This is a genomic window from Aureimonas phyllosphaerae (assembly GCF_047943035.1).
Classification (GTDB): domain Bacteria; phylum Pseudomonadota; class Alphaproteobacteria; order Rhizobiales; family Rhizobiaceae; genus Aureimonas; species Aureimonas phyllosphaerae.
Genome location: NZ_CP181348.1, coordinates 444,834 through 458,395 on the forward strand (window position 1 = coordinate 444,834; position 13,562 = coordinate 458,395).

General features: G+C 69.7%; 12 protein-coding genes. 7 read left to right on the forward strand and 5 right to left on the reverse strand.

Annotation, left to right across the window (positions count from 1 at the left end; all coding sequences use genetic code 11):
* Nucleotide 1: 1 nt before the first annotated feature.
* Complete coding sequence (gene glcE, locus ACLNGM_RS02015) at nucleotides 2-1,234, reverse strand: glycolate oxidase subunit GlcE (protein ID WP_416356977.1); 1,233 nt, start codon at nucleotides 1,232-1,234, stop codon at nucleotides 2-4.
* On the reverse strand, nucleotides 1,234-2,727 hold the full coding sequence (locus tag ACLNGM_RS02020; protein ID WP_416356978.1) for an FAD-linked oxidase C-terminal domain-containing protein: 1,494 nt from the start codon (nucleotides 2,725-2,727) through the stop codon (nucleotides 1,234-1,236). Before ACLNGM_RS02020 ends, glcE begins: the two co-directional genes overlap by 1 nt.
* Nucleotides 2,728-2,855: 128 nt before the next feature.
* Here ACLNGM_RS02020 and ACLNGM_RS02025 point away from each other — a divergent pair, with 128 nt between their 5' ends.
* On the forward strand, nucleotides 2,856-3,389 hold the full coding sequence (locus ACLNGM_RS02025; protein ID WP_416356979.1) for an O-acetyl-ADP-ribose deacetylase: 534 nt from the start codon (nucleotides 2,856-2,858) through the stop codon (nucleotides 3,387-3,389).
* On the opposite strand, the gene ACLNGM_RS02030 is transcribed toward ACLNGM_RS02025, so the two are convergent.
* Complete coding sequence (locus tag ACLNGM_RS02030) at nucleotides 3,356-4,399, reverse strand: phosphatase PAP2 family protein (RefSeq protein ID WP_416356980.1); 1,044 nt, start codon at nucleotides 4,397-4,399, stop codon at nucleotides 3,356-3,358. The two genes, ACLNGM_RS02025 and ACLNGM_RS02030, sit on opposite strands and share 34 nt — an antisense overlap.
* A gap of 316 nt (nucleotides 4,400-4,715) precedes the next feature.
* Nucleotides 4,716-5,513: an SDR family NAD(P)-dependent oxidoreductase gene (locus ACLNGM_RS02035; protein ID WP_416356981.1), complete on the reverse strand. Its 798-nt coding sequence runs from the start codon at nucleotides 5,511-5,513 to the stop codon at nucleotides 4,716-4,718.
* Nucleotides 5,514-5,667: 154 nt separating this feature from the next.
* On the opposite strand from ACLNGM_RS02035, the gene ACLNGM_RS02040 reads away from it, so the two are divergent.
* The 4 genes from ACLNGM_RS02040 (at nucleotide 5,668) to ACLNGM_RS02055 (ending at nucleotide 10,320) form a co-directional block, all read left to right on the forward strand.
* Nucleotides 5,668-6,414 (forward strand): 16S rRNA (uracil(1498)-N(3))-methyltransferase, encoded by a 747-nt coding sequence (locus ACLNGM_RS02040; protein WP_416356982.1) that lies wholly within the window; start codon nucleotides 5,668-5,670, stop codon nucleotides 6,412-6,414.
* Nucleotides 6,415-6,532: 118 nt separating this feature from the next.
* Nucleotides 6,533-7,906, forward strand: a complete 1,374-nt coding sequence (locus ACLNGM_RS02045; RefSeq protein ID WP_416356983.1) for a glutamate--cysteine ligase — start codon at nucleotides 6,533-6,535, stop codon at nucleotides 7,904-7,906.
* A gap of 113 nt (nucleotides 7,907-8,019) precedes the next feature.
* Nucleotides 8,020-8,862: a hypothetical protein gene (locus ACLNGM_RS02050; protein WP_416356984.1), complete on the forward strand. Its 843-nt coding sequence runs from the start codon at nucleotides 8,020-8,022 to the stop codon at nucleotides 8,860-8,862.
* Nucleotides 8,863-9,006: 144 nt separating this feature from the next.
* A complete protein-coding gene (locus ACLNGM_RS02055) occupies nucleotides 9,007-10,320 on the forward strand; it encodes a hemolysin family protein (protein WP_090962431.1) in 1,314 nt (437 codons plus the stop codon).
* Nucleotides 10,321-10,402: 82 nt separating this feature from the next.
* On the opposite strand, the gene ACLNGM_RS02060 is transcribed toward ACLNGM_RS02055, so the two are convergent.
* Entirely contained in the window at nucleotides 10,403-10,687 is a 285-nt protein-coding gene (locus tag ACLNGM_RS02060) for a DUF1127 domain-containing protein (RefSeq protein ID WP_416356985.1), read from the reverse strand.
* A gap of 186 nt (nucleotides 10,688-10,873) precedes the next feature.
* Between ACLNGM_RS02060 and ACLNGM_RS02065 the strand changes: the two genes are divergently transcribed.
* Together ACLNGM_RS02065 and xseA are read left to right on the forward strand one after the other, a co-directional pair.
* The gene (locus ACLNGM_RS02065) at nucleotides 10,874-11,827 is read left to right on the forward strand and encodes a LysR family transcriptional regulator (RefSeq protein WP_090962427.1); all 954 of its coding nucleotides are present in this window, start codon (nucleotides 10,874-10,876) and stop codon (nucleotides 11,825-11,827) included.
* Nucleotides 11,821-13,440, forward strand: a complete 1,620-nt coding sequence (gene xseA / locus ACLNGM_RS02070) for an exodeoxyribonuclease VII large subunit (RefSeq protein ID WP_090962425.1) — start codon at nucleotides 11,821-11,823, stop codon at nucleotides 13,438-13,440. Before ACLNGM_RS02065 ends, xseA begins: the two co-directional genes overlap by 7 nt.
* The last annotated feature ends 122 nt before the right edge of the window (nucleotides 13,441-13,562 follow it).

Below are 13,562 nucleotides of genomic sequence, written 5' to 3' on the forward strand. Positions count from 1 at the left end.
GTTAGCCCATCCGCCCCGGATTGAGGATGCCCTTCGGGTCGAACTGATCCTTCAGCCGCTGCGATAGGGCCGCGAGGGGGCCGGGCTGCGGCTGGAACACTGGCACGGCCGCCCGGTCGGCGAGGCTCGCGCGCACGAGGGTCGCGTGGCCGCCGCCGTGGCGGGCAAGCTCGGCGCGGACCGTCTCGGCTTCCGGCCCGCCGTCGAGGCGCAGCCAGACGAGGCCGCCCTGCCAGTCGTAGAAGGCGTCGGCGGCGAGCCGCATCCGCAGCGCCATGACGAAGCCCGGCGCACGCGTCGGCGTCATCGAGATGCGCCAGACCGGTCGCTCGGTGCCGTCGGCAAACGGCATGACGTCGCGCACGTCGCGCCAGAAGGCGGCGGACGCCTCGCCGTCCAGCCGCTCGAGCGGCCCGACGCGCTGGAGGCCCGCGCCGAGGTGCGCGGCGCGCGCCTCGACCGACGGGCCGAACCCGTCGAGCCGGATCGCGGTCGCCGCCTCGCGCCCGAGCACGCCCTCGCCGACGCGAGCGGGAATGCCGTAGGGCAGGTGCGCGGCGCCGGACGCCTCCGCCGAGGAGCCCATTGCGGCGGCCATCGCGCCGGCCGCCGCCTCGTCGTCGAGCCCGCGCACCACCAGCGTCGTCTCGGCCGGGGGCTTCGGCATCACCTTGATCGTGAGGTCGGTGAGGACGGCGAGCGTGCCGAAGGAGCCGGTCATCCCCTTGGACAGGTCGTAGCCCGTCACGTTCTTGACGACGCGCCCGCCCGCCTTGAAGGCCTCGGCCCGGCCCGAGACGGCCGACAGGCCGAGGATGTGGTCGCGCGCAGCGCCCTGTTTCAGACGGCGCGGGCCGGACAGGTTGCAGGCGATCGCGCCGCCAAGAGTGCCGAGGCCGCGGGGAAGGCCGTGCAGCGGGCCGTAGTCCATCGGCTCGAAGTCGAGGCGCTGCCCCTTCGCCTCGACCAGCGCCTCGACCTCGGCGATCGGCGTGCCGGCGCGGGCCGACAGGACGAGCTCCTCCGGCTCGTAGAAATGAAGGCCGGACAGCGCCGACAGCGACAGCGTGCGGGCAGCCTGGACCGGACGCCCGAGCCCGGCCTTCGAGCCCGAGCCCTCGACGGCGAGCGGCGTCTCGTCGGCGAGCGCCGCCGCCACGATCTCGAGGACCTCTTCCGGCGAGCGCGGACGGAGAGTGTCGCCAGCCGGAGACGCGAGGGATGCAGAGGACATCAGAACCGGGGAAGCTCGGGAAAGGGCAGCTGCCCCTTGTGGACATGGAGCCGGCCCAGTTCGGCGCAGCGGTGCAGCACCGGGAACATCTTGCCGGGATTGAGGAGATGCCTCGGGTCGAAGGCGCACTTCACCCGCTGCTGATGCTTGAGATCGTCCTCGCCGAACATTTCCGGCATCAGGTCACGCTTCTCGATGCCCACGCCGTGCTCGCCCGTCAGAACGCCGCCGACCTCGACGCACAGACGCAGGATGTCGGCGCCGAAATCCTCGGCGCGCTGCAGTTCGTCGTCCTTCGAGGCATCGTAGAGGATCAGGGGATGGAGATTGCCGTCGCCGGCATGGAAGACGTTGGCCACCGCCAGCCGATGCTTCTGCGACAGGGCGCGCATGCCGGCCAGCACCCGCGGCAGCTCCTTGCGCGGGATCGTGCCGTCCATGCAGAGATAGTCCGGCGAGATGCGCCCGACCGCGGGGAACGCGGCCTTGCGGCCCGCCCAGAAGGTCATGCGCTCGGCATCCGACTGCGAGACGCGCGCGGTGGTGGCGCCGTTCTCGCGCGCGATGCCCTCGACCTCGCTCAGGAGATGGTCGACCTCGGCGCCCGGCCCGTCGAGTTCGACGATCAGGAGCGCCTCGACGTCGAGCGGATAGCCGGCATGGACGAAGTCCTCCGCCGCGCGGATCGCGGGCGCGTCCATCATCTCCATGCCGCCGGGAATGATGCCGCGCGCGATGATCGCGGCGACGCAGGTGCCCGCCTGTTCCGAGGTCGGGAAGCCGATCAGAACGGCGCGCGCCGTCTCGGGCTTCTGCAGGATGCGCACGGTGACCTCGGTCACGACGCCGAGCAACCCTTCCGAGCCCGTGAGGAGGCCGAGGAGGTCGTAGCCTTCCGAGTCGAGATGCTTGCCGCCGAGGCGGATCACCTCGCCCTCGATGGTGACGAACTCGACGCCGAGAAGGTTGTTGGCCGTGAGGCCGTATTTCAGGCAGTGCACCCCGCCCGAGTTCTCCGCGACGTTGCCGCCGATCGAGCAGGCGATCTGCGAGGACGGGTCGGGCGCGTAGTAGAAGCCGGCGTGTTCGACCGCTTTGGTGATCCCGAGGTTCGTCACACCCGGCTGCACCACGGCGCAGCGGTTGTCGAAGTCGACCTCGAGGATGCGGTTGAAGCGCGAGAGGACGAGGAGCACCCCGTCTTCCAGCGGCAGCGAGCCGCCGGACAGCGACGTGCCCGCCCCGCGCGGCACGACGGGCACCTCGTTCTCGTGGCAGTAGCGCAAGACGGCCGCCACTTGGCTCACCGTTTCGGGCAGCACCACGACGAGCGGCATCTGGCGATAGGCGGTCAGGGCATCGGTCTCGAAGACGCGCATCTCGACGCCGGCGTCGACCACGCCCTCGCCCGGCACGATGGCGCGCATGGCGGCCACGATCGTGGCGCGCCGCGCCATGATCTTCGCGTTCGGCTTTGGCATCGCGATGGTCATCGGCGCCTCCCGTCGGTATGCTTCTTGTCGGTCTTGAACGCAGATTAGAGCAATTCCGAGCCGCCACGAAACCCGGACGCCGCAATTTGTGGAGCAATGCTCGGGGACCGGCGGCCGAGGAGGACGTCATGGCGAGGATCGAGCGGGCCGGCACAGTGATCGAGGTCACGGTCGGCGACATCACGGACTGCAGGGTCGATGCGATCGTCAACGCGGCCAACCCGAGCCTTCTGGGCGGCGGGGGTGTCGACGGGGCGATCCATCGCGCGGCCGGCCCAAAGCTTCTGGAGGAATGCCGCACGATCGGCGGCTGCCCGCCGGGCGAGGCCCGGATCACCTTCGGCTACGATCTGCCCGCGGCACGCGTGATCCATACGGTCGGCCCGGTCTGGCATGGCGGAACGCAGGGCGAGGACGAGGTGCTGGCGAGCGCCTACCGCTCGTCCTTCGCCCTGGCGCGCGAGAACGGCCTCCGCTCGATCGCGTTTCCGGCGATCTCCACCGGCGTCTACGGCTTCCCGAAATGCCGGGCCGCCCACATCGCGGTGCACGAGGCGCTGGTGGCGGCCGCGACCGGCCATTTCCGGCGCATCGCCCTCGTCTGCTTCTCCGAGGGCGACGCCGCGACCTACGGCCGGGCGCTGGAGGTGGCCGCGAACTGATCCACAGGCCGCCGCATGGCCGGACGACGCTCGGCGATGAACCGATCCCACCGGTCCGCGAGCGGGCCGAGACCGAACCAGACGACAAGGGTCAGGGCGAAGGACGCATAGGCATCCACGGCGTAGTGCCAGCCGAGATGGATCGACCCGAGGAACACGAGACCAAAATGAATGGCGAAGGCGAGGCGCACCCACGGCGCGAGCCTGGCGGTGGCGAGAAACATGAGAAGGGCCACCGCGTTGTGGAGGCTCGGCATCGCCGAAATGCCGGCTCCTTGAACTCCGGCGGACTTCATCGCCCAGAGCAGGTCCTGGATGTCGAGCGCCATCAGCGGAAGCACGGCATCGGCTTGCCGGAGATAGGCCATCAGCGGCTGATACGGGTCTGGCTCCGCCGTCACGAGGCCGAAATAGCAGGGCCCGGCCGACGAGAAGAGCGTCGCGAGAAGCGTGCCGCCCACCGTCCAGAGCAGCACGAAGCTGACGAGGAAACGGGTGCGGCCGAGCGTTCCCGGTCGCATCGTCTGATGGAAGAAGAACATGCCCCACATCAGCGTGAACCACAGGCTGTAGTTCAGGCTGAGGAGATAGGTGACGACGGGATAGCCGAGGACGGGATGCAGCAGTTCCCAAGGGGCGATGCCGCCATGGAGGGTGCGGTCGAGAGCCTCGAACGTCCCGTCCCACCGGAAGCCGCCGGCAAGCGCCGGGATTTCGGTCTTGGTGTCGCCGAAGACGACCATCATCAGCGAGCCGGCGAGCGCCATGGGCAGCCATCGCTCGATCCAGCCATCTTTCAGCGCGTCGCGCGCCTCTCCCAGCATCTGCCGGATCGGGCTCTTCGGCCGGGTCACGGCAAGGCAGCGGACCGCGCCGAGCGCGATCGCAGTCACGACCGTCATGCCCAGCATGGCGAGGAAAGGCGTGGGAAGCCTGACCACCAGATCGAAGAAGCTCTCGCGCGTCATGGCCAGAGTGCACAGGACGTAAAGAGTGATCAGCGCGATCACGGGCGCTTCGGTCAGGACCCCGAAACGAAGACGCGCAGGATCAAGGACGGTGCTACGCCGTCTGGCAGGAAAAGCGTCGGCGATGACGGACATGGGGCTTCCTCAAGGGCGACCGATCGTTCAGCCGAGCGGAACCATGGAGCCGGCCCCTGAAGAAACCGCTTCTCACCCTGCCTGACGGATGAGACGCGGGGCGCTTCATGCGAGAATGGTGAACACCGCCTTTCGCCTCGCAAGGAAAAACCTCAAACCCCGGAGCGGGACCGCCTCACAGGCGACCCGCCCCAGGGCCTTGCGGCATGGCGACCCGCCCCCGTCAGTTCTGCACGGCCTGCACCGATCCGCCGTCGACGCGCATGTTCGCGCCGTTCACGAAGGAGGCGCGTTCCGAGACGAGGAGCGCGATGACGGCGGCGACCTCCTCGGCCTCGCCGCGCCGCTTCTGGACGATGCCGGGACGCTCCTCCTCGAGGAAGCTCTCGATCGCCTCGTCGAAGGAGACGCCCTTCTCCTCCGCGCGCTTCTTCATCATCTCGTCGGTCATCGGCGTCGCGATGAAGGCGGGCGCGACCGTGTTGACGAGGACGCCGTCGGCCGCGAGCTTGTAGGACAGGCCCTTCATGAAGACGGCGAGCGCCGCCTTGGCCGTGTTGTAGGTCGCCTCCTCCCAGTAGGGCTGGACGACGTTCTCCGACGCGACGCAGACGAAACGCCCCCAGCCGCCCCGCTTCATCACCGGCACGGCAGCCCGCGCCATGCGCACGGCCGACAGGAAATCGGTCCGGTAGGCCTCCTCGTAGTCCGCGTCGGTCATCTCGAGCGGGTCGCCCTTGGCGCCGGTGATCCCGGCGGTGTGGACCACGATGTCGACCGTTCCGAACCGCTCGACTGCCGCTGCGACGAGCGCATCGACCTCGGCCTGGCTCGTGACGTCCGCCTTCACCGCGATCGCCTCGCCGCCGAGCGTGGCGACCTCGCGTTCCAGCGCGTCGGTCTTGACGTCGCTGAGGACGAGCCGCACGCCCTCCTGCGCCAGGAGCCTGGCCGTCGCCCAGCCCATGCCGTCGCTGGCGCCGGTGATGATGGCGACGCGCCCGCCGATCTGAAGATCCATGTCGTGTTCCTCGAGGGTTTCCCGCGCGCGCACGGTCGCGCGGGTGGAAATCGGGGGAGCGCTCGCTACAACGAAGGAAGCTTGGTCGGCCCGATGGGGTCACGGCTAACCGTTCGCAGCCCGTTTGGCTCCGCCCGACGCCTCGAGGAATTGGATGCCCGACTACGATTTTTCCGGTCAGCGCCTGTTCCTCGACGCGCCGCTTGCCGCAGGTGACGCCGTGGAGGCGGACGCCGGCCAGACCAACTACCTCCTCAACGTCCTGCGGCTCGACGACGGCGCGGGCGTCCTCGTCTTCAACGGGCGCGACGGGGAATGGCGCGCGCGGCTGAAGCGCGAGGGCAAGAAGCGCCTGTCGCTCGTTCCCGAAAGCCGCGTGCGCGAGCAGACCGAGGCCGCCGATCTTCATTACTGCTTCGCGCCGCTGAAGAGCGCACGCCTCGACTACATGGTCCAGAAGGCGGTGGAGATGGGCGCGGGCGTCCTGCAGCCGGTCCTGACGCAGCACTGCCAGGCGCCGCGCGTCAACGTCGAACGCATGGCGGCAAACGCCGTGGAGGCCGCCGAGCAGTGCGGCATCCTGTCCGTGCCCGAATGCCGCGAGCCCCTGCGCTTCGACCGGTTCCTGGCGGAGCGGGACGCTGCACGGGCCCTCATCTTCTGCGACGAGCGCGCGGACGCGGCGAGCCCGCTCGACACGCTCGGGGCGCTGAAAGGGCAACCGCTCGCGCTCCTGATCGGCCCGGAAGGCGGGTTCTCGGCGGGCGAGCGCGAGACGCTCCTCGCCCTTCCGAACGTCCACCGCATCTCGCTCGGCCCCCGCATCCTGCGCGCCGATACGGCGGCCGTGGCCGCCCTTGCCGCCATCCAGGCGAGCGCGGGCGACTGGATCGCCACGTGACGCGGCCGCACCGTTCACCGGATGCCCCTTGCCTGCCGCCCGGAAAGCGGACAGACACCGCCCCAACGCGCCGGGGTCCCCAGACCTCGGCGATCCCGACTCCTGGCTGGAGCCCCTGATGGCGCGCGACACCACCGACCTGACCCCGATCCGCTCCGTCGACGAACTTGTCGCCCATATCGCCGAGGGCGAGAAGCCGCGGGAGGACTTCCGCATCGGCACCGAGCACGAGAAGTTCGGCTTCTACACGGCCGACCTGCGGCCCGTGCCCTACGAGGGCGATCGCGGTATCCGCCGCGTCCTCGAGGGCATGGCCGCGCTGTCCGGCTGGGAGCCGATCCTCGACGAGGGTCGCATCATCGGGCTGGCGGGCGCCAGCGGCCAGGGCGCGATCTCGCTGGAGCCGGGCGGGCAGTTCGAACTGTCGGGCGCCCCGCTGGAGACGCTGCACGAGACCTGCGTCGAGACCGGGCGCCATCTCGCCGATGTCAGGGAGATCGCCGATCCGCTCGGCATCCGCTTCCTCGGGATCGGATCGAGCCCGCTCTGGCGGCTCGGCGAGACGCCGGTCATGCCGAAGTCGCGCTACGCCATCATGGCACGCTACATGCCGAAGGTCGGGACGCGCGGCCTCGACATGATGTTCCGCACCGCGACGATCCAGGTCAACCTCGACTTCGCCTCCGAAGCCGACATGCGCGCCAAGATGCAGGTCGGCATGCGCCTGCAGGCCGTCGCCTCGGCGCTGTTCGCCAATTCGCCCTTCACTGAGGGGCAGCCGAACGGCCTCCTGTCCTGGCGCTCCGACGTCTGGTCCGATGTCGACAACCAGCGGTCCGGCCTCCTGCCCTTCGTGTTCGAGGAGGGCTTCGGCTATCGCGACTATGTCGAATGGGCGCTCGACGTTCCGATGTATTTCGTGATGCGCGAGGGGCGCTATCGCGACGCGACCGACATCACCTTCCGCCAGTTCCTCGACGGCGCGCTCGGGGGACGGGTCGCACGGCCCGAGCCCAACATGGGCGACTGGGCGAACCACTTGTCGACGCTGTTTCCGGACGTGCGGCTCAAGCGTTTCATCGAGATGCGCGGCGCCGATGGCGGACCCTGGCACGGCATCTGCGCCCTGCCCGCCTACTGGACCGGCCTTCTCTACGACGAGGGTGCGCTCGACGCCGTGATGGCGCTGACACGCGACATCGGCTTCGAGGAGGCCGCGCGCCTGCGGGCCGAGGTGCCGCGCCTCGGCCTCGCGACCCCGTTCCGGGACGGGACCGTCCTCGACCTCGCGCGCGAGACGCTGGAGATCGCCCGGCAGGGCCTTGCCGCGCGCGCACGCCTCAACGAGGACGGCCACGACGAGACGATCTTCCTCGCGCCGCTCGCCGACATCCTGGCGCGCGGCGAGACGGCGGCGGAGGAACTCCTGCGCCTCCATCGCGGGCCCTGGGGCGGCCGGATCGATCCTCTCTTCCAGCATCTCGCCTACTGAAACGGCACGCGCGGGCGGCGAGTTGCTGCCCGACGGCTTGGCAGCGCCGCCGGGCCGCGTCATGCTGTCCCCCGCGCCGTGCGGCGTTTTGCACGGGGAATACGGGGACCGGAATGACCGATTTCTTCGACTGGCTCACCGCGACCGACGCGGGCGTCCTGGCCGACCGGCTGGCGACGCAGTTCCGCCTCAGCCAGGAGGAGATGCGCCGCACGACGGATGCGCTGGTGCCGGCCTTCATGCTCGGCTTCCAGCGCTCGATGCTCGACCCCGACGCCTGGGGCAAGCTCTTGCGGGGCTTTGCGCCGTCGCTCCCCGCAAGCTCCACCTCCGCCCTGCCCTCGCAGGAGGTGGGCGAGGCCTTCGTGCGCACCCTGTTCGGGCCCGAGCTTGCGGGCGCGGTGGCGCGCCAGGCCTCGCTTCTCAGCGGCCAGGCACCGGACGTGATCGAGAAGATGATGCCGGCCCTCGGGCTCCTGTCGTTCCAGTCGATGCTGCAGACCATGGCGGCATTCGGCCGGCAGGCGCCGGGATCGTACCCGACCGACCCGGCGGGACAGGCGATGGCGGAAGCCATGCGCCGCTCGGCCAACGCGCTGGAAGCCTTCAGCCGCCCGGCCGACGCGCCGCGCTCGCAGCAGCAGGCGATGACCGACCTCTTTGCCGGGGCGCTCCGCGGCTGGCCCTGGATGAACGCGGCGGCCGCCCAGCCGATGGACCCGATGGCGCTGATGACGGCCTGGACCACCGGCTGGATGCGCCCGCCCGCCCCCGCCGCGCCCCCGCCGCCGCGCCAGCCCTCCCCGGCGCCGGAGCGCGGGAGCACTGCGCCGTCCGGTCCCTTCGCGTTCGCCGGGATGCTGGCCAACGCCCAGTCGCTGCAGGCCGAATACATGCGCGAGATGCTGGGGCTGTTCGACCGGTACGGCGCCGGCCCTCGCGCGCCCGGAAGCTGAACCGGCGGGAGACGCCCGAGCCTGCAAGGCTTCAGCCGCCCCGACGCAAGTTTGCACGCGAACGCTATTGGAAGAGTGGGGCCCTGCCGCCTATAATCCCGTGCATCGTCAATCGAGGGACCCGAGTTCCCTCACGGATACCGGATGCTAGTCGCTAACCTTCTGATCGTCGTCTTTCTGATTCTTCTCAACGGCTTTTTTGCGATGTCGGAACTGGCGGTGGTCTCATCCCGCCGCGCCCGTCTCCAGCAGATGGCACAAAGCGGGAAGCGAGGGGCGGAAGGGGCGATCAAGCTGATCGACGACCCGACGAGCTTCCTGTCCACCGTCCAGATCGGCATCACGCTCGTCGGCATCTTCGCCGGCGCCTATGGTGGCTCGGTGTTCTCCGGCCCGCTTGCCGAGTTCCTGGCACCGCTTCCCGTGATCGGCGCCTATGCGGAAGGCTTCGCCTTCGGCCTCGTGGTCGTCCTCATCACCTATTTCTCGCTGATCCTCGGCGAACTGGTCCCCAAGCGCTTTGCGCTGGCCAATCCGGAAGCGATCGCCTGTTTCGTGTCCTCGCCGATGCGAGCGCTCGCCAAGATCGGCGCGCCGATCGTCTGGTTCCTGCGCGTCTCGACCGAAACGGTCGGCAAGCTCGTCGGCGCCAACGAGAAGAACGAGAACGCCGTGACCGAGGAGGAGGTCAAGGCGATGATCGCGGAAGGCACCGAATCGGGCGTCTTCGAGGAGAAGGAGCGCGAGATGATCGAGGGGGTGCTGCGCATCGCCGATCGCAACGTGCGCTCCATCATGGTGCCGCGCCCCGACGTCGCCTGGATCTCGCTGGCCGATTCGCCGGACGCGATCCTGGACGAGATCCATTCGAGCGGCCACTCGCGCTTCCCCGTCGCCTCCGAGGATGTCGACGACCTGATCGGCGTGGTGCAGGCCAAGGAGCTTCTGGAGCAGTACCGCAAGACCGGCTCGATCGACGTGCGAACGGCCGTGCGCGAGCCGCTCTATGTCAACGAGACCATGCCGGTCCTCAAGCTTCTCGACCGGTTCCGCGCCGTCAACATCCACATGGCGATCGTGCTCGACGAGTACGGCTCGTTCGAGGGCGTGGTGACGCCGACCGACATCCTTGCCGCCATCGCGGGCTCGCTGCCCGAGGGCGCCGAGGAGGACTACGCGGCCGTGCGCCGCGACGACGGCTCCTATCTCATCGATGCCGGCATGCCGATCGACGACGTCGAGCGGACGCTCGGCTCGGCGCAGCTACCGCGCGAGCGCGACTACGAGACGCTGGCCGGCTTCATCCTCGACCAGTTCGGACACATTCCGGAGGTCGGCGAATCGATCCAGTACGGCGCCTGGCGCTTCGAGGTCGTCGACCTCGACGGGCGGCGTGTCGACAAGATCCTCGCCGTGCAGACCGGCGAACTCGTGGGCGCGCTGCGCGAGGACGCCTGACCGCACCACGCAGATGGACGTCGGAACACGAAAAAGGCCGCCGCGATCCCTCGCGGCGGCCTTTTCGATGGGCTTGCGGAGCTCAATCCCGGCGCGGGCTGACGCGGCCGCGCCGACGGGCGGCGGCGAGCGCCAGCTTGAAGGTTGGATCCTCGCGCCAGTCGGCGTGCAGCGCCTCGTGCACGTCGTCCCGCTTCAGCCCGATGTCCTTCAGGAGGTAGTCGGGAAGCTCGGACACGCGATAGGCCGCGCGGCGATTGAGGAGCGTGCGGACGATCGCGCGGAAGGCGGGAAAGGCCAGGCCACCCTTGGTCGGGGCGAGCATGTCCATCACGGACGAGCGGGGCGTCTTCGTGGCGAGCGTCATGGCGGGGTCTCCTTTCGAGGGCCATACGGTGCGTCGGGACAAGGCGGGGCCGTTCCGCCGGACGGAGGGTCCGGCGGCGGAAACGATCGGCGCGGTGTTGACGAGGATGGAAATAGATCGGCTTGACGGATCAGGCCAACGAATGTTCCTTATGAACAGCATCATCAATCCTGATGGGTCGCCGCCATGGCCTCGCCGCTCGATCTCGACCAGCTCCGCACCTTCGTCGCCATCGTCGACACGGGCAGCTTCACCCGCGCGGCGGAGGAGGTCTTCAAGACACAGTCCGCCGTCTCCATGCAGGTGCGCCGGCTGGAGGAGCGGCTCGGTGCCGATCTCTTCGAGCGCAACGGGCGGACCGTGAAGCTCACCGACGACGGGGCTCGGCTCCTGACCTATGCCCGGCGGATGCTCTGCCTCAGCCAGGAAACGCTCTCGGCCTTCGACGAGGAGACGATCGAGGGCCACGTGCGCATCGGCCTGCCCGACGACTATGCCGAGCGCTTCCTGCCCGAGATCATGGCCCGCTTCGTGCGCTCCAACCCAAGGGTGGAACTGCAGATCGCCTGCGAGACGACTTCGAGCCTCATCGAGCATGTCGAGAAGAACCATCTCGATGTCGCCCTCGTCTGTCCGACGAAGACCCACGCCTGGTCCGAGATCGTGCGCACCGAACCGCTCCACTTCGTCACCTCGGCCGCCCATTCGGTCCATGAGGAGCCCGTACTGCCGCTCGCGATCGGGCGGGCGGATTGCGGCTGGCGTCAGCAGGGCATCGAGGCACTGCGGCGCGTCGGGCGCGAACATCGTATCCTCTTCACCTCGTGGTCGGCACAGATCGTGACCTCCGCCGTGCTCGCCGGGCTGGCGGTCAGCGTCCTGCCGGAATGCGCGCTGCGGCCGGGCATGCGCGTCCTTACCGAAGCCGAGGGCTTTCCGCGGCTCGCGGACGCGCAGATCGCCCTCATGCGCGGGCGCAACAGCCAGTCCTCGGCGGTCGCAGCGCTCGTCCAGCACATCCGCGAAAGCCTGCAGAACCTGCCGGTGACGCCGCGCGAGACCATCACGACACGCCTGCCGGAGACGCGGATGATCCGCTCGCAGCGCCTGCGTCCGGGCGTGGGGCTCGCCGGATGGTGAAGCGTGCGCGCGCGGCGATCGCGCCGGTCGAGGACGTCGCGGAGACCGAGGCCGGCAGCAACGTCGCGGAATATTCGGTCTCCGAGATTTCCGGCGCCTTGAAGCGCACGGTGGAGGACACGTACGGACATGTGCGGGTGCGCGGCGAGGTGTCGGGCTATCGCGGGCCGCATTCCTCGGGGCACGCCTATTTCGCCTTGAAGGACGACCGCTCGCGGCTCGAGGCCGTGGTCTGGCGCACGACCTTCTCCAAGCTCGCCTTCAAGCCCGAGGAAGGGCTCGAGGTCGTCGTCACCGGCAAGCTGACGACGTTCCCGGGCTCCTCGAAGTATCAGATCGTGGTGGAAGCCATGCAGCCGGCAGGTGCCGGCGCGCTGATGGCGCTCCTCAACGAGCGCCGATTGAAACTGGAGGCCGAGGGGCTGTTTGCAGCGGAGCGGAAGCGCCCGCTGCCCTTCATGCCGCGCGTCATCGGCGTCGTGACCTCGCCGACCGGCGCGGTGATCCGCGACATCCGCCATCGCATCGCCGACCGCTTCCCGCTCCATGTCCTCGTCTGGCCGGTGCGCGTGCAAGGCGAGACCTGCGGCGAGGAGGTCGCGGCCGCGATCGACGGGTTCAACGCCATCGAGCCGGGCGGCCCGGTTCCAAGGCCCGACGTCCTCATCGTGGCGCGCGGCGGCGGCAGCCTCGAGGACCTCTGGGGCTTCAACGACGAGGGCGTGGTGCGCGCCGCCGCCCGCTCCGCCATCCCGCTGATCTCGGCGGTCGGCCACGAGACGGACTGGACGCTGATCGACCATGCGGCCGACCGCCGGGCGCCGACGCCGACCGGAGCCGCCGAGATGGCCGTACCGGTGCGCGCCGATCTCGTGGCGACGCTCGCCGCGATGGACGCGCGCGCATCGGCCGCCGTCTCGCGCACCCTGCAGGCCGAACGCCGCGCCGTTGCCCATCTCGCCCGCGCCCTGCCCTCGCCCGACCTTCTTCTGTCGCTGCCGCGCCGCCGTCTGGACGAGGCGGAGACCGGGCTTGGACGCGCCCTGCGCTTCTACACCGCCGAGCGGCGGCGGATGCTCGGCGACGCGGCGGCCGAACTCTCGCCCACGCGGCTCGAGGCGGCGATCCGCGACCGCCGCGCCGATCTGCGCCACGCCGAGGCCGGTATCTTCCACGCCCTCACCCATGCGCTCACGCGGCGTCGCCATCAGCTGGAACGGCTGGAGGGATCGCTGCGCCCGCATGTCGTCGCCGCGCGCTCCGACCAGGCGCGCCTACGCCTCGCACAGGCCGGCGAGCGCATGGACCGGGCGTTCGGCGATCTCGTCTCGCGCCGCAAGGTGGCGCTTTCGGGCGCGTGGCGCGTCGCCGCCAGCCTCGATCCGCGGCAGGTCCTGGAGCGGGGCTACGCCATCGTGCGCGGCGCCGACAATACGCCGATCACGAGGGCCGAGGACCTGAAGCCGGGCACCGCGTTCGAGGTCGAGTTCGCACACGGCCACCGCCGTGCGGCGGTCGCGACCGAGGTGGAAGGCGAGGCGCCGCGGCTTGCAAAGCCGGGACGCCGCAAGGCGACGACGCTGCCGGCGACGGCGCAGGGCGACCTGTTCTGAGCCCAGCCATGCGGCCGGCGCATGCATGTCGTGCCGTCTATCGATCTTGAATTGAAAACGTGATTCTCATACGCGTGATGGTTGACGGCTGAACGCCCGATCGATCTGATCAGACCCGAAAC